The organism is Gryllotalpicola protaetiae, assembly GCF_003627055.1.
In the GTDB taxonomy this organism is placed as follows: domain Bacteria; phylum Actinomycetota; class Actinomycetes; order Actinomycetales; family Microbacteriaceae; genus Gryllotalpicola; species Gryllotalpicola protaetiae.
On sequence record NZ_CP032624.1, the window covers coordinates 738564 to 761340 of the forward strand.

Sequence of the window (22777 nt, forward strand, 5' to 3'; positions counted from 1 at the left end):
CAAGGCCCCCACATGTAGTGGGCGTGTCGTCCACAACTGTGCATAACTTCGCCGCGTTCTCCACAGGTCAGAACAGGCTAAAGGCGACCACTGACACTGACGCAGCGACTCTTTCCGCAGACCCTCCCATAGCTAGACTGACGAGATCGTGAGCGCGTATTCGAGTGTCCTGAAGACGCCGGGTGTCGCCCGGATCATCGCCGCGCAGCTCACCGCCCGCTTCCCCTCCGGAATGCTCTCTCTCGGCGTGCTGCTGCACATCGAGCAGGTGCACCACACCTACGGCGCGGCGGGCCTGGTGCTGGCCGGAAGCGCCGCAGGGCAGGCGGTCGCGGGGCCGCTCACGAGCCGCCTCATGGGCGTGCTCGGCATGCGCCCGGTGCTGGCGGTCACGACGGCGGTGTATGCCGCAGGAATCCTGATCATCGCGCTCGTCACCATGCCGGTGCCGCTCACGGTCCTCGTCGCGTTCGTCGGCAGCCTCGCGACGCCGCCGATCCAGCCGGCCGTGCGCACCATCTACCCCAAGCTCGTCACGAGCAATCTGCTCACGCCGCTGTTCTCGCTCGACGCGTCCGCGCAGGAGATCATCTGGATCGCCGGTCCTGTCGTCATCACCTTCATCGCCACGCAGGTCTCGACCGTGCTCGGCCTCGTGCTGTGCGCCGGAGTGATCGTGGCGGGCGGCGCGTGGTTCATCGCCTCCCCAGAGCTGGGGCGCGTGCGGATTCCGCGCTCCAAGCGCCGTTTCGGCGTGGTGCTCACTCGGCCCACCGTGCTGATCTCGACCATCGTCGGACTGCTGCTGATCGGCTCGTGCTCGGCGGTCGAGGCGGGCGTCGTGGCGGCTTTCCAGGGCACCGGTGCGGCGCCTTCCGCGCACGGCTTCGAGTCGGGCATCGTGCTCGCGATCTGGTCGCTCGGGTCGCTCGTCGGCGGGTTCTCGTTCGGCCATCTGCCGCTGTCGCCGTGGTCGCTCGCGCGGCGCATGCTCCTGATGTTCGCGGGCGTCGCGCTCGCGAGCATCTGGCTGAACATCTGGTGGATGATCCCCGCGCTCCTCGTCTCCGGCGCGGGCATCGCCCCCGCGCTGGCCGCGATGTTCGCGATGACGTCGTCGTCGGTGAAGTTCAGCGACACGGCTGAGGCCTTCGGCTGGATCAGCACGGGCCAGCTCATCGGCGCCGGCATCGGCTCGGCCATCGCGGGCGCCGTCATCGATCAGCACGGCGCTCAGGGGGCGTTCTTCGTGTCCGGCCTGTTCGCGCTCGTGGGCGTCATCGTCGCGGCGGCGGCTGCGCGCAGCCTGCCCGACCTGCGCGGCCGGGACTCCTCCCCCATCCCCGACACCGAGCCGATCCCCCTGCAGCCGAGCTGAGTCGCGGCATCCGCCCGGGCCCCGCGTTGTTTTGCTGCCGTCCGTCCCCGCGGCAGTAGGAACCGTGCGCAAGACGCACGATTGTTCCTGCGCTCAGAGCGATTTCGTAGGACCAAACGTGCGCTTTGCGCACGGCTCCTACGCCGGGACGGGGCGGGCGGGGCAACGTCCGGCCTGCTCGGGCGCACGCGCGCGTCAGGCCCGGGCGGGCGCGGCCTCGACCGCGGCGATGACCTCGTGCAGGGCGTCGCGCAGCGCGGCGAGCTGGTCGACGTCCATGTCGAGCAGGCGCATCACGGCCGGGGGCACCTCGAGGGCCTTCTCGCGCAGCGCGAGCCCCGAGGCCGTGAGCTCGACGCGCAGCGCACGCTCGTCGCCCGGGTCGCGATCGCGGCGCACGTAACCCAGGGCCTCGAGCCGCTTGAGCAGGGGCGAGAGCGTGGCGGGCTCCAGCCGCAGCGCCTCGCCGAGGGCCCGCACCGAGTGCGGACCGCGCTCCCACAGGGCGAGCATCACGAGGTACTGCGGGTGAGTGACGCCGAGCGGTTCGAGCAGCGGGCGGTACATCCCGATCACGCTGCGCGAGGCGACCGCCAGCGCGAAGCACACCTGGTTCTCGAGCGCGAGGAGGTCTTCGGAAGAGGTGGCGCGAACTGCGGCATCCGTCATATGATCAGTGTACAAACAGTTAGTGCACTAATGAAAGCAGGCACACCGTGGCTGACCGCAAGGGGTTCTGGGGCTTCTATCAGAAGGCGAATCGCGTGGTGCGCACCTTCACGGGGCCTGCGCAGATCGGCGCGGGGCACCCGGAGGCGCCCGAGATCAGGCGAGCGGATGCCGCATGCCCGATCTGCGGCCGGCCGATGAACGAGCACACCGTGCTGCGCCACGACGACCAACGCGAGCCCACTCGGCTCGTGTGCCCCACCGTCTGATCATTTCGAGACGCCCGGCTGCGCCGTGCTCCTCAATGATCGGGAACGCGGTCACCAGCGATCGTGGAGCACAGCGCGGAAGCGGCGGTCGTAGATGTCGCGCACACGCGCGTTGAACTCAGGACCCAGTTCCGGCACGGATGCCGCTGCCGCGTTGCCCAGCGCCTGGTCGGCGTTCCTCGCACCGGGGATCACGGTCGACACCCCCGCCTGCTGAGTCACCCAGGCGAGCGCCGCCTTGGCCGGCGTGAGCAGGGCATGGTTCTCGATCTTCCACTCCTCGCGCAGCTGGGCGACCGCGTCGGAGAACTCCTGCGCCGCGGCGACGCCCGACTCGAAGTCCACGCCCGAGAACGTCTCGCCGACGTCGAAAGCGGCCCCCTGCCGGTTGTAGGTGCGATGGTCGTTCTCGGGGAAGGTCGTGTCCTTCGTGTATCGCCCCGTGAGCAGGCCCGACGCGAGTGGCACGCGCGCGATGATGCCGACACCGGCGGCCTTCGCGGCCGGCAGCACCTCGTCGAGCGGCTTGAGCCGGAACGCGTTCAGGATGATCTGCACCGTCGCGACGTTCGGCCGCGCGATCGCGGTCAGCGCCTCGGCCGACGTCTCGACGCTGACGCCGTAGTTCGCGATGACTCCCTCGGAGACCAGCTGGTCGAGGGCGTCGAACACCTCGTCGTTCGAGTACACGGGGGTCGGCGGGCAGTGCAGCTGCACGAGGTCGATGGTGTCGGCGCGCAGATTCGCGCGCGAGCGGTCGAGCCATTGCCGGAAGTTCGCGAGGGTGTAGTTCTCGGGCACCTGGTCGAGACGGCGCCCCATCTTGGTGGCGACGGTGATGCCGGCATCCGGATGCGCCGCCTTGAACCGGCCGACGATCGACTCGCTGCGGCCGTCGCCGTACACGTCGGCGGTGTCGAAGAAGGTGACGCCCGCCTCGGCCGACGCCTCGAGCACGGCCAGCGCATCGGCCTCGCTCACCGCGCCCCAGTCGGCCCCCAGCTGCCAGGTGCCGAGACCGATGACGGAGACACTGCGCCCCGTCCTTCCGAGCGTCCGTTGCTGCATGACCTCCACTCTAAGTGGGCCATGTCCGATGTCGGATGCCGGGAATAGGCTCGCGCCCATGGCCGAATCGATCCCTGGGGTGTCCGTGCTTTCCGACGAGCTGCTCGAGCGCATCCGCTCGCGGGCGGCACGCTACGACCGTGAGAACGGATTCTTCGACGAGGACCTCGACGAGCTCGTCGCGGCCGGCTATCTGAAGGCGTTCGTCCCGGCCGGCTACGGCGGCCTCGGAATGACGCTCGCCGAGGTGGCGCGCGAGCAGCAGCGGCTGGCGGGCGCCGCACCGGCGACGGCGCTCGCGGTGAACATGCACCTCGTCTGGACCGGCGTCGCCAAGGTGCTGCGCGACCGCGGCGACGACTCGCTCGACTTCGTGCTGCGCGAGGCGGGCGCCGGCGAGATCTTTGGCTTCGGCATCAGTGAGGCGGGCAACGACCTGGTGCTGTTCGGTTCGACGACGGATGCCGCGCCCGAACCCGGCGGCGGCTACCGCTTCACCGGAACGAAGATCTTCACGTCCCTCTCGCCCGCGTGGACCCGGCTCGGCGTGACGGGACTGGACACCACCGGCGAAGACGCACCGCGGGTCGTCTACGGCTTCATCCCGCGCGACGCGGTCTCCGATGGCACGGTCGAGATCAAAGACGACTGGGACACCGTGGGAATGCGGGCATCCCAGTCGCGCTCCACTGTGCTGAAGGGCGCGCTCGCGCCGGCCGACCGCGTCGTGCGCCGCCTCGCGCCCGGCCCGAACCCGGACCCGCTGGTGTTCGGCATCTTCGCGAACTTCGAGCTGCTGCTCGCCTCGGTCTACACCGGCATCGGGGCGCGCGCGCTCGAGCTCGCGACCCTGACGGTGAAAACGCGCAGCTCCCTCAAGACCGGTCAGCCGTACGCGCAAGACCCCGACATCCGCTTCAGAATCGCCTCGGCGGCGATCCAGCAAGATGCGCTGGCACCGCAGATCCAGGCCGTCGCGAGCGACGTCGACAACCTCGTCAACCACGGCGGCCAGTGGTTCCCGAAGCTCGTCGGCGTGAAGGTCCGGGCGACGGAGACCGCACGCGAGGTCGTCGACAAGGCGATCCGCGTCTCTGGCGGCTCCTCGTACTTCAACTCGTCAGAACTGGGGCGGCTCTATCGCGACGTGCTCGCGGGCATCTTCCACCCCTCCGACGACGAATCGGCGCACACCACGGTCGCGAACGCGCTGCTGGGGCCGATCCAGTAGCCCGGTCGCTGAGCGTTCGCCGTTGGACCGCGATCGCCCTGTGGGCGATCGCGCGGCGGACGCCGAGCGAGCTGTGCTCGCGAGGGCGCAGCCGGGCGCCTCGAAGCGATCAGTGCCCGCGCAGCCGCTCCAGCGCGCGGCGCTCCCGCTTCGTCGGGCGCCCGGCACCGCGCTCGCGCACGACGGGAGCTGCGCGCTCCTCCTTTGGCGGCAGCGCCGGGGTGCGGTCGTCGACGGCCAGGGCCGCGACCGCCGCACCGACCCGCTTGGTCAGCAGCTGCTTGACGAACACGATGTGCTCGCGGTCGGTGACGGCGCGCACCTCGTCGCCGATCTTCACGGGCTGCGCGGGTTTCGCACGGTCGCCGTTCACGCGGATGTGCCCGGCCTTCGCCGCCTCGGTCGCCGCCGACCGTGTCTTGTACAACCGCACCGACCACGCCCACACGTCGACGCGCACGCTGCTGAGCTCGGCGACCATCAGCGCCACTCCGCGAGCTCGGATGCGGTCGGATACGACGGCTGCGCGCCGCGGCGCGTGGTGCTGAAGGCGGCGACGACGGATGCCTCGGCAGCAGCGGCCGCGAGCGGATCGCCCTCGGCGAGCCGCACGGCGAGGGCGCCGGTGAAGGCATCCCCCGCGCCGGTCGTGTCTACGGCGTCGACCGAGGTCGCGTGCACCTCGGTGACGGCCTTGCCATCGACGACGACTGCTCCAGCGGCACCGCGCGTGACGACGATGCGGTCGATGCCGTGCGGCTGCAGGGCGGCGCGAAGCGCCTTCGCAGCCCCAGGCCAGGCCGGCGCAACCGTGGGCCCGAGCAGCTGCTCGGCCTCGAGCTCATTGACGATGAGCACGGAGACCGCGTCAAGCAGCTCGCCCGGCAGCGGCCGGAACGGCGACGGGTTGAGCACCACGGCGGCGCCGGCGGCCACCGCCCGCGCTGCCGCACGGAGCACCACGGGAAGCGGCACCTCGAGCGAGAGACAGACGATCGCGGCATCCGCATATGCCTCGACCGGAATATTCTCGGGCCCGATCGCCCCGTTCGCCCCCGGCACGAGGATGATCGAGTTCTCGCCTGCGTCGTCGACGGGGATGATCGCCTGGCCGGTCGGCACCTCGGGCAGCATCGCGACGAAGGAGGTGTCGACGCCTGCTGCTGCGGCGTGCTCGCGCAGCATCCGCCCGCTGTCGTCATCGCCTACCGCGCCGACGAGCCGGACCCGGCCGCCCAATCGGGCCGCCGCGACCGCTTGATTCGCGGCCTTTCCGCCGGGCAGCACCTCGACATCTCGGCCCGAGACGGTCTCGCCGGGCGCGGGCAGACGGTCGACGCGGATGGCCAGGTCGGCGTTCAGGGCGCCGACCACGACGATGTGCTCAGTCACGCCTCAATGAAACCAAAACCTCGCGCAGGCCGCGCAGTTCGCCGCCGAGGTCGGCGCCGAGCTCGCGCGACGGGGCCGCGATGAACCGCTCGAGACCCGCGCCGAGGGCTGCCGCCCGGTCGATGAGATCGGCCGTGCGGCGTGCCCGCGCGATGCGACCGAACGTGACGATGCGCAGCGCGTGGAACGGGGGCGCGAGCTGGGCGATGCGGGCGGATGCCTCGCGCACCTCGGGCGCGAGTGCCGGGTAACTGGGCGCCGAGCGTTCGCCGGTCAGAACCTCGCGGCCGAGCCCGAGCAGATCGGCGGTGCGGCGCCGCGCGACGTCGATCGACCGCACGGGGGCGATGAACGAACTCGCGGCGATCGCGATCAGACCGCCGAGCAGGATCGCGAGCAGCCGCTGCCCGAGCACATCGGTGCCGCCCTGGCCGAGGAAGTCGTAGAGCAGCGACAGGCCGCCGGTCATCGAGGCGGCCCACCACGCGTAGCTCACGGTGCGCAGCACGGCGCCGACGCCGAGGATGACGAACAGGGCGACGATCGCGGTCGAATCCCCAGGGGCGTAGAGCGTGCCGAGCAGCGTCGCGGCGACCGTGCCGACGCCCGCGCCGATGAGACGCTGAACGCCCTTGTAGACCACGTCGCCTCGGCCGCGGTTGCCGCTGTTCACGATGTACGCGGTGAGCACGAACCAGCCCAGATGGTCAGGCAGCAGCCACCAGCCGAGCAGGATCGCCGCGGCGAGCGAGATGGCGAGGTGGAGGGCCATGCGGTCGGATGCTGCGAGCTTCCGCGTCCCGTTCTCCGCCGGTCGACTCGCCTGCGCAGCAGGCGAATGGAGGCCGTTCGCGGGGGCGGGGGCATCCGGTCTCCATTCAGCCGCGTCGCGGCTGAGTCGACCGGCGGACGTGACCAACCATCCCAAGATGGAACCCCACCCGACCGCGATCAGCGCAGCCAGCGCACCCCACCAGACCCCTGCGCCCGCGGCGAGCGCAGCGGCCGGCGTGACGAGCGAAGCGATGAAGGGGAACGACCACAGCGAGCCAAGCCGCGTCCACACCGGCCCGAAGCGGCGCACCCAGATCGCGGCGACCAGAGGCACCCCGATGAGAGCGAAGCCCAGCGCGGCATCCGAACGCACCACGTGCCCGAGCGCCGAGCCGAGCAGCGCGACGAGCGGGATGAGCGCGAAGCGCGCGACCCAGGTCACCCACTGCGGCATCCGCCCACCGCCGCCCGGGCCGGCCGACCGCTCGTCCGACCGGACTATCGACAGCGCGATGATCACGCCCGAGATGCACAGCTGAATGACGAGCGTCTGATTCCTCGCGAAGTACGCGATCGTCCAGAACGACAGCAGGGCGGCGATGACGGATGCCACGGCGAACCCGGCCCCGGCGCGCAGCCGCGCGAGTGACATCCGCCACAGACTATTAAGCACCTGCTTAGTATCGCCTCCCGCGAGTGCGGCGCTCAACCCCTCATTAATGACGTGCTAGCGTACGAACCGTGACCGGGTACTCCCCTTCCGCGCTGCGAGAGATCGCCGGCCGAGTGCGTTACGGCGCCGTGCACCTCGGCCACCGGCTGCGCACCGAGCGCGGCGACGAGGCGGCGCTCTCCGGCAACAAGCTGCTGGTGCTCGGGCGCCTTCTGCGCGAGGGGCCGAGCACTCCCGGCCGCATCGCGGCCGCCGAGCGGGTCAGCCCGCAGGGGCTCACGCGGGTGTTCGGCGAGCTCGAGGCGTCCGGCCATCTCATCCGGCGCCCCGACCCGGGCGACGCGCGCCAGTCCCTCCTCGAGATCACGCAGCTCGGGGTTCGCACGGTAACGGCCGACGTCGCTCAGCGCGACGCCTGGCTGGCGGGTGCCCTGGGTGGCCTCACGGACGCCGAGATCGGCCTGCTCGCGCTCGCCGCGGAGCTCATGGCGCGACTCGCCGACGAGTAGCGCCGCACAAAAGCGGAAATCCGGGCGCCGATGGAGTCCCGGCGTGGCTCTTGGCGATCATCGGGAGGGCCTTTTCCGCTTTTGTGCGGGCTCTACTCGCCGATCGGGTCGTCGTCGTCTTCGTCGAAGGGCAGCTCGAGCTTCGTTACCCACTCGTCCTCTGGGTACGGCCACGCCTTGAGGTGCACCTCGCGCATGTAGCCGGCCGAGTGGCCGCCGTGCTCGTGCACCCAGTCGAACAGCTCGTTCCACGACTGGCGGATCGTCGCCATCGGCCCGTGGTGCATCCCGATCGCGACGTGCTCCGCCCCGTCGAGCACGATGGGCGACATCTCGCCGCCGACCTCGTCGTCGTCGGCGACGTAGCCGACCCACACCCGCTGGCTATGCTCCCCGAACTCGCCGATGACCCGCTCGTACCAGGCGATCGCCCGGCCGGAGATCTCGATGTCGATGTCGGCGAGCCGTTCGCGCAGCTGCTCGAACAGCCGGTAGACGACGGGCGGCACCTCGTCGCGTGGGATCGGCGCAGGCCCCGAGGAGATCGCGTACAGATGCAGCGGCCCGAGGCGCCCCTCTTCGATGTCCATCTGCCGCCCCTCTCCTGCGCCTATCATCCGACGTATGCCGGGTGACGAACGCTCAACAGAACACCAGCGTGTCGAAGCGGCGGACGCGCGGCAAGCGGGTTGGCGCGATTGGGGCCCGTATGTCGCCGAGCGCGCCTGGGGCACGGTGCGCGAGGACTACAGCGCCGACGGCGACGCGTGGCGGTTCTTCCCCTACGACCACGCGCGCAGCCGCACCTACCGCTGGAACGAGGACGGCATGGCCGGCTTCTGCGACCTCGACCAGACCTGGGTGCTGGCCCTCGCGCTGTGGAACGGGCAGGACGACCACCTCAAAGAGCGCATGTTCGGGCTCGCCGGGCCGGAGGGCAACCACGGCGAGGACGCCAAGGACTACTGGTGGTACCTCGACGGCACCCCGACGCACTCGTGGCAGCGCTGGCGCTACCACTACCCGCAGGCGCGTTTTCCCTACGACGAGCTGCGCGCCGAGAACGCCCGCCGCGGCGTGCTCGACCCCGAGTACGAGCTCGCCGACACCGGCGTCTTCGACGACGGTCGCTACTGGGTCGTCACGGCCGACTACGCGAAGGCCGGCCCGCACGACCTGCTGCTGCGCCTGACCGTCGAGAACGCCGGCCCGGAAACGGCGAAGATCGACGTGCTTCCCACGCTCTGGTTCCGCAACACCTGGAGCTGGGATGTGCCGGAGGGCGAGAAGCCCGCCATCACGCAGGGCGACGGTGCGCTGATCGCCGGCCCGCTCACGCTCGCATACGAGACGGCGGATGCTTCAGCCGCGCTGTTCTGCGACAACGAGACCAACGCGGTGAAGCTCTTCGGGGAAGGCGCGACGAACCGCTCCGCGTACCCGAAGGACGCCATCAACGACTTCGTCGTGAACGGCGCGTGGAGCGTCAACCCGCAGAAGACGGGCACCAAGGCATCCGTTCGCTACACGCTCACGGTCGCACCTGGGGAAAGCCGCGTGCTCAGGCTGCGTCTGGCGCACAGCGGCGACGACCCAGTGGGTCGTCGCGCGCCGGACGCCGATCGAGCTGTGCTCGATCGGGAAAGGCACCCCTTCGCCGACTTCGATGAGGTCATGGCCGCGCGCGAAGCCGAAGCCGACGCGTTCCACGACGCCGTGGCGCCGACGGATCTCGACGCCGACCGGAAGCGCGTGCTGCGGCAGTCGCTCGCGGGGCTGACCTGGTCGAAGCAGTTCTTCCACTACGACGTGCGCCGCTGGCTCGCGGGCGACCCGGCCTACGCTGCTCCCCCGCCCGGCCGCGGGAACATCCGCAACGGCGGCTGGCAGCACCTCGCCGCGAAAGACGTGATCCTGATGCCGGACGCGTGGGAGTACCCGTGGTTCGCCGCCTGGGACCTCGCGTTCCACTGCATGACGTACGCGCACATCGACCCCGGCTTCGCGAAGAGTCAGCTGGTCCTGCTGCTGCGCGAGTGGTACACGCATGCGAGCGGCCAGCTGCCCGCCTACGAGTGGGATTTCGGCGACGTGAACCCGCCAACGCAGGCGCACGCCGCGCTCGTCGTGTTCCGGCTCGACGGCGGCACCGACTACACCTTCCTCGCGCGCGTCTTCCACAAGCTGCTCATCAACTTCACGTGGTGGACGAACACGAAGGATGCCGGCCAGAACGACCTCTTCGAGGGCGGCTTCATGGGGCTCGACAACATCGCGCCCGTGAACCGCTCGACGCTGCCGCCCGACGCCGGCCGCATCGAGCAGGCCGACTCGACCGCCTGGATGGCGGTGTACGCCCTTGACCTGCTCGAGATGGCGCTCACGCTCGCCCACCACGACCCCGCCTACGAGGACGTGGCCGTGAAGTTCTTCGAGCACTTCACGCGCATCGCGGACGCGGCGAACGACGAGGGGCTGTGGAGCGACGACGACGCCTTCTACTACGACGTGCTCACCCTGCCCGACGGCACGAAGCAGTCGCTCAGGGTGCGCTCGCTGGTCGGGCTGGTGCCGGTGACCGCGTCGCTCACGCTCGACGGGCTCGCCGACGGGCTGCCCGAGTTCCAGGCATCCGTTCGCGCCTTCATCCGGCGTCAGCCGGAAGCGGCGGACAATCTGCACCTGCACCCGCGCGGCGGCGGCACCACGCTGCTCGCGCTGGTGAGCCCCGAGCGGCTCACGCGGGTCTTGGCGAAGGTGTTCGACGAGCAGGGGATGCTGTCGCCGCACGGCATCCGCTCGATCTCCGCCTGGCATCGCGAGCACCCGTTCCACATCTCGGTCGGCGGCACCGAGCAGCAGGTCGACTACGAGCCGGGCGAGTCGACGAGCCACCTGTTCGGCGGCAACTCGAACTGGCGCGGGCCGGTCTGGTTCCCGCTGAACGCGCTGATCATCGGGTCGCTGCGCGACTACGAAGGCAACCTCGGCGAGGCGCACACGGTCGAGTATCCGGCGGGGTCCGGGGTCCAGCGCGGCCTGGGCGAGATCGCCGACGACCTCGCCGACCGGCTCATCTCGCTGTTCACGCCCGGCGCGGGCGGCGGCCCGAGGGCATCGGATGCCCGCTACCCCCTGCTCTCGCAGGACCCGAGGTGGCGCGACCAGCTGTTCTTCTACGAGTACTTCCACGGCGACACGGGCCAGGGGCTGGGTGCCTCGCACCAGACGGGCTGGACGGCCCTGGTCGCGCGACTGATCTTGAAGGAGTCCCGCTGACCCTCACCCCAGGGGTGAGTTCGGGCGCTGCTTTCGCGGCCCCGACGACCTGAACCACACCCTCGGCGCAGTCACGTCACACGAACCACAGGGCGACGGCCGCGGCGGCGATGCACGCGCCGATCAGGATCACGAGCCAGCGCGGCTCGAGCACGACCGCGGCGATCACCGCCGCGATCGAGAGCGCGCCGAAGACGATGGCGCCGATCGAATGCAGCGCCGCGAACCGCACAGCCGACGGCAGGGTCTGATTCGCGACGACGGCCTCGATCGCCTCGATACCGAGGAACACCACGGCGACGGCGATCACCACGAAGACGACGCGGCGACGGACAGGACTGTGCACGCGCCCAGGCTACCGGCGCGACCGGCGACACCCAGGCTTAGGCTCGAGCCATGAGCAGCGAGCTGATCCACGACACCGACGCGCACCGCTACCGCCTCGAGGTCGACGGCAAGCTCGTGAGCGCGGCCGACTACACCGTGAACGGCGACCGCGTCTCGTTCACCCACACCTTCACCGACCCCATGCAGCGCGGCCACGGCTACGCGGGGCAGGTCGTCGAGTTCGCGATCGACGACGTCGAGCAGAACTCGCCGGGGGCCAAGGTCGTGCCGATGTGCTGGTACGTCGCCAAGTGGTTCGACGAGCACCCCGAGCGGGCGGGGCTGCTCGCTGACTGAGCCCGACGCGCTGGTCGCGCGCCTGCGCGCAGCCGGCTGCGTGTTCGCGGAGGACGAGGCAGCACTGCTGATTTCAGCGACGACGGATGCCGGCGAGCTCGAGTCCCTCGTCGCCCGCCGCGTCTCGGGCGAGCCGCTCGAGTACGTGCTCGGCTGGGCCGAGTTCGCGGGCTTGCGGCTCGCGGTCGCACCTGGGGTCTTCGTGCCGCGGCGTCGCACCGAGCTGCTGCTCGAGCTCGCGACGGCCGCCACGCCGACCGCTCTGCTCGAGGTGTGCTGCGGGGTCGCGCCCGTCGCGACCGCGGTGAAGATGCGGATGCCGGAAGGCTCCGTCATCGCCTCTGATCTCGACCCGGCCGCCGTCGCGGTCGCTCGTCGCAATCTCGAGCCGCGGGGCGGCACGGTGGTCGCGGGCGACCTGTTCGGCGGGCTGCCGCCCGGCGCGCGGTTCGACGTGATCGCCGCGAACGCGCCTTATGTTCCGACCGCCGAGCTGGTGAACATGCCGCGCGAGGCGCGCGAGTTCGAGCATCCGCTCGCCCTCGACGGTGGAGATGACGGGCTCGCGCTGCATCGGCGCATCGCGGCCGAGGCCGGTGCATGGCTCGCCGGCGGCGGCGTGGTGCTCGTCGAGACGAGTCGACGCCAGGCATCCGTCGACCTCAAGATCTTCGAGACTCAGGGGTGGCGCGTCGAGGTCGTCACCGACGACGAGCTCGACGCGACGGCCGTGCGTGCGGCGCGCGACTAGCTAGAGCGAGTCCTGGCTGTGGGCGCGCAGCGAGCTGGCGTCGTCTGGAACCTCGGGAGCGCTGAAATCGAACATCCAGGTGATGCCGTACTTGTCGGTGAGCTGGCCGTAGTAGTCGCCCCACGGCGCGAGGTCGAGCGGCAGCACGTTGGAGCCGCCGTCGCCGAGCTTCGCGTAGTAATCGCGGCAGGAGTCGAGGCCGGCCGAGTCGCCCGAGAACGCGAGAGTGATGCGGCTGCCGTCGGTGTAGGGCATCGAGTCGGGGGTGTCGGAGCCCATGAGCGAGACGGCGCCGTCGAGCTGCGAGTGCATGATCTGGTTGGGGTCGACACCGTCGGTCATGCCGCCGTCGGCGAAGGTGGTGACGGTGAGCTCGCCGCCGAAGACCGACTGGTAGAAGTTCATCGCCTCGCGGGCCTGGCCGCGGAACGAGAGATAGGGAGTGAAGCTGACGGACATCGTGAAGGCCTCCTGAAATGAGCGAACCTGCGGCCGAATGACCTGCTGTCGCGGGCATCATCCCGCCGGGAGCGTGCGGCGGCAAGAGGCAGTTCGCGGTCGGTATCGTGGCACGCGGAACGGGAGGTACACCGTGCGCGCTGCTGTCGCCGTCGCTCAGAGCATGGAAGACCCGCTGTCGGGGCTGTCACTGCGAGAAATCCCTGATCCTGAAGAGAAACCGGGGTGGACGCGCCTGCGTGTGCGCAGCGCGTCGCTCAACCCGCACGACGTCTGGACCCTGCGCGGCGTCGGGCACCCGGCCGAGCGCATCCCGATGGTCCTGGGGTGCGATGGAGCCGGGGTGACGGATGCCGGCGACGAAGTCGTGATCCACCCCGTGCTCGGCGACCCGAACCGGGGCGGCGGCGACGTCACGCTCGATCCTGGTCGCGCGCTGCTGTCTGAAACCGTGAACGGGTCGCTCGCCGACTTCGTGCTCGTACCCGACGCCTGCGTCGTGCCGAAGCCCACCTGGCTGAGCTTCGACGATGCGGCGACGCTCGGCATCGTCTGGGGCACCGCCTACCGCATGCTGTTCACGCGAGCGCGACTGAAGGCGGGCGACCGGGTGCTGGTGCAGGGCGCATCGGGCGGGGTCGGCAGCGCGGCGATCTCGCTCGCGCGGGCGGCGGGGGCGCGGGTGTTCGCGACCGCGCGCACCGAGGCGAAGCGCGCCTTCGCCCTTGAGGCCGGCGCACACGAGACGTTCGAGAACGGCGTGCGCCTGCCCGAGCGGGTCGACATCGTCGTCGACACGGTCGGCGAGGCGACCTGGGCGCACTCGCTGCGCTCCTTGCAGCCCGGCGGCGTGATCGTCACCTGCGGCGCGACGACCGGCAACATGCCGCCGGCCGAGCTGAACCGCATCTTCTACCAGCAGCTGTCGGTGATCGGGTCGACCGGGTCCACACGCGCCGAGTTCGAGGCACTGCTGCGGCTGCTCGAGGCGAGCGGCGTGCGACCGCACGTCGACTCGGTCGTGCCGCTCGACGACATCGCGAGCGGATTCCAGCGCCTCATCGACGGGGACGTGCGCGGGAAGCTCGTGGTGCGGGTTTCGTAACTGGCCGGGCTGATTGCGGGCCACGCCCCGCACGCGTGGGTACCGTCGCGGTGATGCCTGCCCCCGTCACCGAAGTCGAACTCATGCTGAAGCGGAAGAACCGTCTCGCGGAAGAGCGCAAGGCGGTGGACTTCCGCGCGATCGAGCAGGAGAAGCGAGACGAAGCGGGGCGGATGCGTGCGGCCGCGGCATCCGCCCGCTCTGCTCAGATCGCGAAAATGCGCGAGACGGATGCCCGGCGGCTCGACGCCGAAGCCGAGCGCTGCGCAGGCGAGGCCGCCCGCGCCGACGAGCGGGCGCGCCGGTTCGCGCTCGACGAAGAGTTGATCGCGGTGCGGCTCGCGCACTCCGCGCCGTCGGCGGCGCTCGCCGACGGGGGCGATTCCGAGTGGACCATCGTCTGACCCGCTCGCTTCCCTCGGGTTCCCTTACAGTTCGCTAAGAACGCGGTCGCCTGACGTTCGCACGGCCCCCGAAGTGGGACGCTATAGCGAGCACCCCGCCGGTGGTCGGACCGGCGGGGTTCTTTGATGCCCGGGGTCTGTCACACGGCGACCGTCTCGCCCGTCGGACTGGCATGAACACATATCGCATCGTTGTCGTCGGCGGCGGGTACGTGGGGGTCGCGGCCGCCAGGAAGATCGCACGGCGGGTGGGGCCGGGGCAGGCATCCGTCACCCTCATCACCGCGCACGAGACCTTCGACGAGCGGCCGCGCTGGCATCAGCTGGCGACCGGCCAGGCCGTCGACGCATTGCCGATGGGCTCGCTCGTCGGCGACGGGGTCGAGCTGCGGATCGCGTTCGCCACCGGCCTCGATCTTTTGCGGCGCGCGGTGCTGCTCGCAGGCGGCGAGTCGGTGGCGTACGACTCGCTCGTTCTCACGCTCGGCAGCTCCGTCGACCTGACGGGTTCACGCGTGCCGGGTGTCGCCGAGCTCGCGCACGGCGTCACCGACCCTGCCGCCGTGAGCCGGCTGGCGCGCGAGTTGAGTGCGCTGCCGGACGCCTCAGCCGTTGTCGTCGTCGGCGGCGGGCTCACGGGCATCGAGCTCTCGACCGAGATCGCCGAGACGCACCCGCGCCTCGCGGTCACGATCGCGAGCCCCGCCGAGCCCGGGACGTGGCTCAGCAGCCGGGCGCGGCGGCATCTCGCGCGCGCCTTCGTCCGGCTCGGGGTTCGGCAGCTGCGCGGGCGGGTCGCGCGGGTGGGTGCAGATGCGGTCACTTTGGCGACGGGCGCGTCCGTTCCGTCTGCGCTCACGGTGTGGGCGGGCGGATTCCGCGCGAACCCCCTGCTGGAAGCATCCGGCCTCGCTGTCGACGCACGCGGGCGCGCGCTGACCGATGCGGCGTTCCGCTCCGTGTCGCACCCGGAGGTGTGGGTCGCGGGCGATGCGGGCGCGATCGCCGGGCCGTGGGGTCCGTCGCTCGCGATGGGCGCGCGTATCGCGCCGTATCTCACCGGGCCGCTCGCCGCATCGGTCGAGGCCGCGCTCGCCGGGCGCGAGCCCACGCCTCTGCGGTTCTCCTACCAGGCGGAGTGCATCAGCCTCGGGCGGCGGGACGGCATTCTGCAGCTGTTCCACGGCGACCAGTCGCCGCGGTCGCTCGCGCTGACCGGGCGCGCGGCGGCCCGCTCGAAAGAGCTGATTCTGGGGCTCGGCCGCTGGCTGCTGCGGCACCCCGGCTTCACGGTTCCGGGCAGCGGGCCGGCCGCGCACGATGCGGCGCATGGCGAGATGATCGCTGCATGATGGATGCTTCCGAGCAGCTGCGCCGGGTCGCGTTCGGCGTCGGGTATCGCATGCTCGGCTCCGTCGCCGATGCGGAGGACATCGCGCAGGAGTCGCTTGCACGCCTGCTCGCCTCGGGTGATGCGCCCGCAAACGCCGAGGCGTGGGTGACGACCGTCGCGACGCGGCTGTCGATCGACCAGCTGCGCTCGGCGCGGCGGCAGCGCGAGCAGTATTTCGGGGAATGGCTGCCGGAGCCGCTCGTGGATGGCGGGGCTGAACGGGCGACGGATGCCTCGGGCCATGCGGAGCTCGCCGACGACCTCTCTCTTGCGTTCCTCGTGCTGCTCGAGACGCTGTCGCCGACCGAGCGGGCGGCGTTCCTGCTGCACGACGTGTTCGACTTCTCCTACGGGGAGACGGCGCGGGCGCTGGAGCGGCCGAGCGAGGCATCCGTTCGTCAGCTCGTGTCGCGTGCACGCGCGCGAATATCTGAGCGGATGCCGCGCTACGAGGTCTCCAGCGATGAACAGAGCAGGCTCGTCGACCGGTTCATCGCAGCGTGCGAGCAGGGCGAGGTCGCGCCGTTCGTCGAGCTGCTGGCTGCGGACGTGGTGTTCACGGGCGACGGTGGCGGGAAGGTGCCGCCCGGGTTCGCGATCTCACGGCCGGTGCGGGGGCTGCAGGCGGTTGCGAAGGTGTTCGCGTCGTTCTCGCGGCGGGCGGTTTTCCCGGCGCATCTTGAGGCGGCGTCGATCGGCGGGGCACCCGGCGTCGTGGTGATCGCGGACCTGCCGCGCGGCGGCGGGCTCATGGGCGTGCTGGGGTTCGCGATGCGCGCGGGGCGGATCGCCGAGATCGACGGGGTGGTGAACCCGGAGAAGCTGGGGCACCTCGCCGGGGTGTACGGCGGGTTGGCGGACTACTCAGTGGTGTCGCGTCTGTGAGGTCTTCCCGCTCACAGGGCCGATCCCTTGTGAGTTGTACACACCTTCGATGTTTCGCTTCTCAATGTCAGTGGCGGTCGGTAATCTTGCTTGCATGAGTTCGGTGCTTGAGGCGGTGCGAGGGGCGACCAGGGTGGTCGCCTCCGCGCTGCCCTGCGCCGAGCAGATCGCACAGCTGCGCGACCCCGACGTGATTGCGTTGATGGCCGAGCTCGGCGCGCTCGCACGGAAAGTGGCTGCGACCAGTTCACTCGCAGCCACCGACATCGACCGGCGCTCGGCGCGCGAACTGGGCGCGGCCGGGCTCGCCCAGTCGAACGGCCTGCGGAACGGGCCGGAGTTCGTGCAGAAGCTGACGGGGTCGTCGATCGCCGAGGCGAGGAAACTGGTGCACACCGGCGGGTTGCTTGAGACGGCCGAGTCGGTGGTTCCCGTCACCGGCTCCGAGCCGGGGCCGCGCGATCTCGCCGCGCTCGAGGCGCTCCCCGGCGGGTGGGAGGCGCCGATCGCCGTCGCCGTGCGCAACGAGTGGCTGTCGGTCGACCAGAGCGAGGCGCTGCGCTCGGGGCTGGGCTCGCCACGATCGGCGGGGCTCGCCGACGACTGGCGGCACGCCGCGCTCGCTCTCATCGACGCGGCATGGGCGTCCGAATGGACCGCGGAAGATCTGGGGCGCGCCGCCGGGCGCGTGCGTGCGAGCCTCGACGCGAAGGCCGCCGACGCCGATGCGAGCGCCCGATTCGAGGCGCGATCGCTCAAGCGGCGGCAGCTGCGCAGCGGGAACTGGAAGTGGGACCTCGAGCTCGACCCCGAGACCGATGCGGCGCTGTGGGGTCCGCTGAGCAGGCGGCTCTCGCCGCGGCTCGGCGGCCCCAGGTTCCGCACCGAGGAAGAGATCGCGCGAGCGGCGGAACTCGATCAGGACCCGCGCACCAACGAGCAGCTGCTCGTCGACGAGTTCACCGGCATCTTCGCCGCAGGGGTCGCTGCAGAGGCGGCGGCGGGCGCATTCGGGAAGGCCGAGCCGCACGTCTCGATCGTCGTCACGACCGATGAGCTGCGGAAGGCGAAGGACGCGACACCCGGCGACGCGGCCGGCGTAGCCTGGGTCGGCGGCGGTCAGCCGGTGTCGGCGAGGGCCGCGCTGCGGTCGATCTGCACCGGAACCTTCACACCGGCGCTGTTCGACGAGAGCGGTGCGGCGATAGACGTCGGAAGGGACCAGCGGCTGTTCACCGCGAAGCAGCGCCGGGCGATGGCGGTACGCGACGGCGGGTGCCGCTGGCCGGGCTGCACCAGGCCGCCGGGCGAGTGCGAGGCGCACCATGACAATCCGTGGGGCGAGAGCCCGCTGAACCGGAAGACGGAGACGAAAGACGGAATCCTGCTCTGCAAATTCCATCATCTGACCGTCCACAATCACGGTGCGCGGATTTCGCGGCAGGGGTCTGTCTACTTCCTGCACTGGCCGGGGCGGCCGCCGGTGCCGTTGAGTTCGAAGTCCGGCGTGATGGCTCAGCTAGACGTTGCGACCCGACAGGGCGCATGAGTGAAGGGCGTGGTGAGAGCAGATGGCTGTCGTTCGATGTGAGGTGAAGGCGCATGGCTGACGCACCCTGGTACGAGCGGTTGCGCGAGCAGTGGCGGCCCGAGCAGGTTCGGCTGCTGATCATCGACGAGGCCGCGCCCGAGCTCGCGGCAGGTTCGAAGCACGAGTTCTTCTACTCGTCGAACGTCGTCAGCTGGGACCCGCTGTTCCGCGCCGTCGTCGACGTGTACTTCGACGGCGAGTTCCCGCCCGCGGGCGCCGACAAGACGCCGTACCTCGCACGGCTGCGCGACGAGGGCGTCTACGTGATCGAGACGATCCCGTTCCCGGTCGGTGCGTACAGCCGGGGGGAACGGCCGCATCTGACCGCGCGGTTCGCGAGGTCGGCGATCGAGCGGGCGACGGCTCTGCAGCCGGAGGGGGTCGTGATCGCGTTCAACTCGGGCCTCGCCGCGCTCGGGCCCGGCCTGCAGAAAGCCGGGCTGCGAGTGCTGCACGACAAGCCGGTGCCGTTCCCGCGCGGGCGCTACCGCGAGCAGTTCATCGCAGCGCTGAACGAGATCGTGGCGGCGCAGCCGGAGCGGGCTGCGTAGCCGAGTCAGCGGCACAACCCAGCGGATCGGGTCGCCCGAGTCGGCGGCACAACCCAGCGGACCGGGCAGCCGAGCCGGCGGCGCAGCCAGCGGAGGGCGCAAGCCTCGCGGCGCGTCAGGGGTCAGCGGCGGCGATCCGCGCGGCGATTCCGCAACGACTCGCGCGCGGCGCGGATGACCGCCCACGCGGCGGCGACCAGCGCAGAGATGGCGATCATCTCGGCGACGCGGACGATGAGCATGGCTGAAGCCTACGTGCTGACGGGCATGCATCCGGTTCTTATCCGGCCCATAGGTGGGCGATCTCCCCATCTCAGATCGACCCAGCACAGTGAGCGACATGATGGCCCTCCTCACACGTCCACGAACGTGGATCATTACGGCCGTCGTCGTTGTCGTCGTCGCGGGCGCCGCCGTCTGGTGGTTCGGATTCGCACACAAGACCGACGCCGACGCGGCGCCCGCCACCTCGACGACCCTCACCGTCTCGACGCAGACGCTGCAGCAGTCGGTGTCCGGAACCGGCACGCTCTCGCCCACGGTCGACCAGCAGGTGAGCTTCGCCGCCTCCGGCACGGTGACGGCCGTCAGCGTGCAGGCGGGCCAGACCGTGAAGGCGGGCGACACTCTCGGCACCGTCACGACGACGCAAGCCGACGCCGACCTCGCCTCGGCGCAGGCGACGCTCGCGAGCGACCAGGCGAAACTCGCCTCCGACCAGGCCTCGAGCACCGGCTCGGCCGCGGACACCGCCCAGATCAGCGCAGACCAGGCGGCGGTGAGCGTCGCGCAGGCATCCGTCACCTCAGCACAGAACGAAGTGAACGGCACCACCCTCACCGCGCCCGTCGCCGGGCTCGTCACCGCCGTGAACGTCGCCGTCGGCGACTCGGTGACCGGGTCATCCGCGTCGAGCTCCGGCTCCGGAAGCAGCGCGTCGGGCTCGGGGAGCTCAGGCTCCGGCTCGTCCCGCAGCGGGTCATCGAGCACCGGCACCGGGAGCACGAGCGGCTCGAGCAGCAGCTCATCGAGCTCGAGCGGTGCGTTCGAGATCACCGGAACCGACTCGTGGACGACCGAGATCAGCGTCGCCGCAGCCCAGGTGAAGAACCTCAAGACCGGCGACCAGGTCACGCTCTCGACCACGGAGAACCCGTCGTTCTTCGGCACGGTCAGCTCGATCGGGCTGCTGCCCTCGACCAGCTCGGGTGCTGCGACCTACCCCGTCGACGTGCAGGTGACCGGAACGCCGCAGAGCCTCTATGACGGCGTCTCCGTCACGGCGAACGTGATCTACAAGAAGGTGACGGATGCCATAGCCGTGCCGTCCCTCGCCGTGACGCAGTCGAACGGGAAATCGACCGTGACGAAGGTCGTGGACGGCAAGAACGTGCAGCAGACGGTCACGACCGGCATCCAGCAGGGCCAGTACGTGCAGATCACGGACGGGCTCAAGGCCGGCGACAAGATCGTGCTGAAGATTGCGCGCCGCACGACCGGCGGCACCGGCACCACGGGAACCGGCGGCACGCGCGGCGGCACGGGCGGCACCGGCTTCGGCGGCGGCACCGGGTTCCCCGGCGGCTTCGGCGGTACCGGCGGTTCCGGGTTCGGGGGCACCGGCGGCACGGGCTTCGGCGGCCGTGGCTTCGGCGGCACCGGCGGCGGCACGGGCACCGGAACGACCGGCAGCTTCCAGCGCGGCGGTGGCAGCGGCAGCGACACCGGGGCGGGGAACCGATGAGCCAGGCATCCGTCCTGCCCTCATTCCGCGCGCCGGGAAGCAGTGAGCCCGTCATCAAGCTGGCGGAGGCGCGGAAGACCTACAAGACCGGCTCGATCGAGTTCGAGGCGCTGCGTGGCATCGACCTGTCGATCGCCGAGGGCGAGTACGTCGCGGTCGTCGGCCCGTCGGGCAGCGGCAAGTCGACGATCATGAACATCCTCGGCTGCCTCGACACGCTGACGAGCGGCTCGTACCTGCTGGCCGGCGAGAACGTCGAGGACCTCGATGAGGCCGAGCTCGCCTCCGTGCGCAATCGGCGCATCGGCTTCGTGTTCCAGCAGTTCCACCTGCTCGCGAGCCTTTCGGCGTGGCGGAACGTCGAACTGCCGATGATGTACGCCGGCGTGCACCGCGACGAGCGGCGGGCGCGCGCCGTCGCCGCGCTCGAGCGTGTGGGCCTCGGCGACCGCATCGACAACAAGCCGGGCCAGCTCTCGGGCGGCCAGCAGCAGCGCGTCGCGGTGGCGCGCGCGCTCGTGACCGAGCCGACGATGATCCTCGCCGACGAGCCGACGGGAAACCTCGACTCGCATTCGACGGAGGAGGTGCTCGGGCTGTTCGACGAGCTGCACGCGAGCGGGCGCACGATCGTGCTGATCACCCATGAGCACGACGTCGCCGCGCGTGCTCGACGCACGGTGCACGTGCGCGACGGGCTGATCACCGCCGAAGAGGCGAGCGCATGAACTGGGTCGAGACGATGCGGACCTCCTGGTTCGCGATCGCCAGTCACAAGATGCGGTCGGCGCTCACGGTGCTCGGCATCCTCATCGGCATCGCCGCGGTGATTCTGACCGTCGGTCTCGGCCTCGGTACCCAGAAGGACGTGTCGAGCCAGATCTCGTCGCTCGGCTCGAACCTGCTGATCGTCTCGCCCGGCTCATCGACCTCGTCGACGGGGGTGCGCGGTGGCTTCGGCACCGGCTCGACGCTGACGGAAGCCGACGCGGACGCGCTGGCCTCGAAGGTGAACGCACCGGACATCAAGGGCGTCGACGCCGAGAAGTCGTCGTCACAGGAGCTCACCGCCGGGTCGACGAACTGGACGACGACCGTCGTCGGCGCGACGCCCGCCTACCTCGGCGTGCGCGCGCGCACGGTTCAGACGGGGTCGTTCATCACCGCGAAGGACGAGTCGGATCAGGCATCCGTCGTCGTGCTCGGCTCTGAGACCGCACAGGAGCTGTTCGGCTTCACCGAGGTGGTCGGCCAGACCGTGACGATCGACTCGCAGAGCTTCCAGGTGGTCGGCGTGCTCGCCTCTTCCGGCTCGAACTCGACCAGCAACCTCGACGACACGGCGATCGTGCCGCTGTCGACGATGGCGGCGAACCTCGTGGGCGGATCGCAGGCGAATTCGGTCTCGACGGTCTACCTGCAGGCGAGATCGGCGGATGCGCTGCCCGCCGCCTATCAAGAGGCGAAGTCGGTGCTGCTGAACCGGCACGGCATCAGCGCGTCGAGCGACGCCGACTTCACGATCTCGAGCCAGGACTCGCTCGTGTCGACCGCCACCTCGGTGGCGCGCACGCTGACGATCCTGCTCACGGGCATCGCCGCGCTGTCGCTGCTCGTCGGCGGCATCGGCGTGATGAACATCATGCTGGTGTCGGTCACCGAGCGGACCCGCGAGATCGGCCTGCGCAAGGCGCTCGGCGCCCCGCCCGGGGCGATCAGGAACCAGTTCCTGGTCGAGGCGGGCACGCTCGGGCTCACCGGCGGGATCGTGGGCGCCGCCCTCGGCATCGTGGCGGCGCTTGTGCTGCCGGGACTGATCGGCTCGTCCGTCGAGGTCTCGGGCGTGGCCATCGGCGTCTCGCTCGTCGTCGCCATCGGCATCGGGCTCGTCTTCGGCGTGTACCCCGCCACCCGGGCGGCGCGGCTCGCCCCCATCGACGCACTGCGCACCGAGTAGCGCTCAGGAAT

At 70.6% G+C, this 22777-nt stretch carries 24 protein-coding genes; 16 read left to right on the forward strand and 8 right to left on the reverse strand.

The window, feature by feature from the left end:
- Window positions 1-148: 148 nt before the first annotated feature.
- Window positions 149-1378: an MFS transporter gene (locus D7I44_RS03670; protein WP_120788240.1), complete on the forward strand. Its 1230-nt coding sequence runs from the start codon at window positions 149-151 to the stop codon at window positions 1376-1378.
- Window positions 1379-1573: 195 nt separating this feature from the next.
- On the opposite strand, the gene D7I44_RS03675 is transcribed toward D7I44_RS03670, so the two are convergent.
- Window positions 1574-2047, reverse strand: a complete 474-nt coding sequence (locus tag D7I44_RS03675; RefSeq protein ID WP_120788241.1) for a MarR family winged helix-turn-helix transcriptional regulator — start codon at window positions 2045-2047, stop codon at window positions 1574-1576.
- Between the two features lie 47 nt (window positions 2048-2094).
- On the opposite strand from D7I44_RS03675, the gene D7I44_RS03680 reads away from it, so the two are divergent.
- Window positions 2095-2316, forward strand: coding sequence for a hypothetical protein (locus D7I44_RS03680; RefSeq protein ID WP_120788242.1), 222 nt, complete (start codon window positions 2095-2097; stop codon window positions 2314-2316).
- Between the two features lie 51 nt (window positions 2317-2367).
- On the opposite strand, the gene D7I44_RS03685 is transcribed toward D7I44_RS03680, so the two are convergent.
- Entirely contained in the window at window positions 2368-3384 is a 1017-nt protein-coding gene (locus D7I44_RS03685) for an aldo/keto reductase (RefSeq protein WP_120790782.1), read from the reverse strand.
- A gap of 58 nt (window positions 3385-3442) precedes the next feature.
- Here D7I44_RS03685 and D7I44_RS03690 point away from each other — a divergent pair, with 58 nt between their 5' ends.
- Window positions 3443-4615, forward strand: coding sequence for an acyl-CoA dehydrogenase family protein (locus D7I44_RS03690; protein ID WP_120788243.1), 1173 nt, complete (start codon window positions 3443-3445; stop codon window positions 4613-4615).
- 109 nt (window positions 4616-4724) lie between these two features.
- Here the strand turns inward: D7I44_RS03690 and D7I44_RS03695 are convergent, their stop codons facing one another.
- From D7I44_RS03695 to D7I44_RS03705, 3 genes are read right to left on the reverse strand one after another with little or no spacing between them, the layout of a single operon-like run.
- Window positions 4725-5096: an RNA-binding S4 domain-containing protein gene (locus D7I44_RS03695; RefSeq protein WP_120788244.1), complete on the reverse strand. Its 372-nt coding sequence runs from the start codon at window positions 5094-5096 to the stop codon at window positions 4725-4727.
- Window positions 5096-6007, reverse strand: a complete 912-nt coding sequence (locus tag D7I44_RS03700; protein WP_120788245.1) for a ribokinase — start codon at window positions 6005-6007, stop codon at window positions 5096-5098. The genes D7I44_RS03695 and D7I44_RS03700 overlap by 1 nt, the downstream gene beginning before the upstream one ends.
- On the reverse strand, window positions 6000-7433 hold the full coding sequence (locus D7I44_RS03705) for an FUSC family protein (RefSeq protein WP_120788246.1): 1434 nt from the start codon (window positions 7431-7433) through the stop codon (window positions 6000-6002). The genes D7I44_RS03700 and D7I44_RS03705 overlap by 8 nt, the downstream gene beginning before the upstream one ends.
- Before the next feature lie 89 nt (window positions 7434-7522).
- Between D7I44_RS03705 and D7I44_RS03710 the strand changes: the two genes are divergently transcribed.
- A complete protein-coding gene (locus tag D7I44_RS03710) occupies window positions 7523-7963 on the forward strand; it encodes a MarR family winged helix-turn-helix transcriptional regulator (protein ID WP_220093827.1) in 441 nt (146 codons plus the stop codon).
- Between the two features lie 92 nt (window positions 7964-8055).
- Here the strand turns inward: D7I44_RS03710 and D7I44_RS03715 are convergent, their stop codons facing one another.
- Entirely contained in the window at window positions 8056-8553 is a 498-nt protein-coding gene (locus D7I44_RS03715; protein WP_162940034.1) for a GyrI-like domain-containing protein, read from the reverse strand.
- Window positions 8554-8587: 34 nt separating this feature from the next.
- On the opposite strand from D7I44_RS03715, the gene D7I44_RS03720 reads away from it, so the two are divergent.
- Window positions 8588-11242 (forward strand): MGH1-like glycoside hydrolase domain-containing protein, encoded by a 2655-nt coding sequence (locus D7I44_RS03720; protein WP_120788248.1) that lies wholly within the window; start codon window positions 8588-8590, stop codon window positions 11240-11242.
- A 76-nt stretch (window positions 11243-11318) separates the two neighbouring features.
- Here D7I44_RS03720 and D7I44_RS03725 read toward each other — a convergent pair whose 3' ends face one another.
- On the reverse strand, window positions 11319-11588 hold the full coding sequence (locus D7I44_RS03725; RefSeq protein WP_120788249.1) for a hypothetical protein: 270 nt from the start codon (window positions 11586-11588) through the stop codon (window positions 11319-11321).
- Window positions 11589-11638: 50 nt separating this feature from the next.
- On the opposite strand from D7I44_RS03725, the gene D7I44_RS03730 reads away from it, so the two are divergent.
- Window positions 11639-11926, forward strand: a complete 288-nt coding sequence (locus D7I44_RS03730) for a GNAT family N-acetyltransferase (RefSeq protein WP_120788250.1) — start codon at window positions 11639-11641, stop codon at window positions 11924-11926.
- A 40-nt stretch (window positions 11927-11966) separates the two neighbouring features.
- Entirely contained in the window at window positions 11967-12677 is a 711-nt protein-coding gene (locus D7I44_RS03735; protein WP_245979989.1) for a putative protein N(5)-glutamine methyltransferase, read from the forward strand.
- On the opposite strand, the gene D7I44_RS03740 is transcribed toward D7I44_RS03735, so the two are convergent.
- Window positions 12678-13136: a VOC family protein gene (locus D7I44_RS03740; RefSeq protein ID WP_120788252.1), complete on the reverse strand. Its 459-nt coding sequence runs from the start codon at window positions 13134-13136 to the stop codon at window positions 12678-12680. It abuts the gene before it with no gap.
- A gap of 133 nt (window positions 13137-13269) precedes the next feature.
- Here D7I44_RS03740 and D7I44_RS03745 point away from each other — a divergent pair, with 133 nt between their 5' ends.
- From D7I44_RS03745 to D7I44_RS03785, 9 genes are all read left to right on the forward strand, one after another.
- On the forward strand, window positions 13270-14241 hold the full coding sequence (locus D7I44_RS03745; RefSeq protein ID WP_120788253.1) for a zinc-binding dehydrogenase: 972 nt from the start codon (window positions 13270-13272) through the stop codon (window positions 14239-14241).
- A gap of 53 nt (window positions 14242-14294) precedes the next feature.
- Entirely contained in the window at window positions 14295-14645 is a 351-nt protein-coding gene (locus tag D7I44_RS03750; protein ID WP_162940035.1) for a hypothetical protein, read from the forward strand.
- A 173-nt stretch (window positions 14646-14818) separates the two neighbouring features.
- On the forward strand, window positions 14819-15997 hold the full coding sequence (locus D7I44_RS03755) for an NAD(P)/FAD-dependent oxidoreductase (protein ID WP_120788255.1): 1179 nt from the start codon (window positions 14819-14821) through the stop codon (window positions 15995-15997).
- Entirely contained in the window at window positions 15994-16923 is a 930-nt protein-coding gene (gene sigJ, locus D7I44_RS03760; protein WP_120788256.1) for an RNA polymerase sigma factor SigJ, read from the forward strand. Before D7I44_RS03755 ends, sigJ begins: the two co-directional genes overlap by 4 nt.
- A gap of 94 nt (window positions 16924-17017) precedes the next feature.
- Window positions 17018-18472, forward strand: coding sequence for an HNH endonuclease signature motif containing protein (locus D7I44_RS03765; protein ID WP_162940036.1), 1455 nt, complete (start codon window positions 17018-17020; stop codon window positions 18470-18472).
- A 53-nt stretch (window positions 18473-18525) separates the two neighbouring features.
- Window positions 18526-19065 (forward strand): hypothetical protein, encoded by a 540-nt coding sequence (locus D7I44_RS03770; RefSeq protein WP_120788258.1) that lies wholly within the window; start codon window positions 18526-18528, stop codon window positions 19063-19065.
- A 340-nt stretch (window positions 19066-19405) separates the two neighbouring features.
- The gene (locus D7I44_RS03775) at window positions 19406-20809 is read left to right on the forward strand and encodes an efflux RND transporter periplasmic adaptor subunit (RefSeq protein WP_162940037.1); all 1404 of its coding nucleotides are present in this window, start codon (window positions 19406-19408) and stop codon (window positions 20807-20809) included.
- A complete protein-coding gene (locus tag D7I44_RS03780; protein WP_120788260.1) occupies window positions 20806-21537 on the forward strand; it encodes an ABC transporter ATP-binding protein in 732 nt (243 codons plus the stop codon). Before D7I44_RS03775 ends, D7I44_RS03780 begins: the two co-directional genes overlap by 4 nt.
- The gene (locus tag D7I44_RS03785; RefSeq protein WP_120788261.1) at window positions 21534-22766 is read left to right on the forward strand and encodes an ABC transporter permease; all 1233 of its coding nucleotides are present in this window, start codon (window positions 21534-21536) and stop codon (window positions 22764-22766) included. Before D7I44_RS03780 ends, D7I44_RS03785 begins: the two co-directional genes overlap by 4 nt.
- Window positions 22767-22777 lie beyond the last annotated feature (11 nt).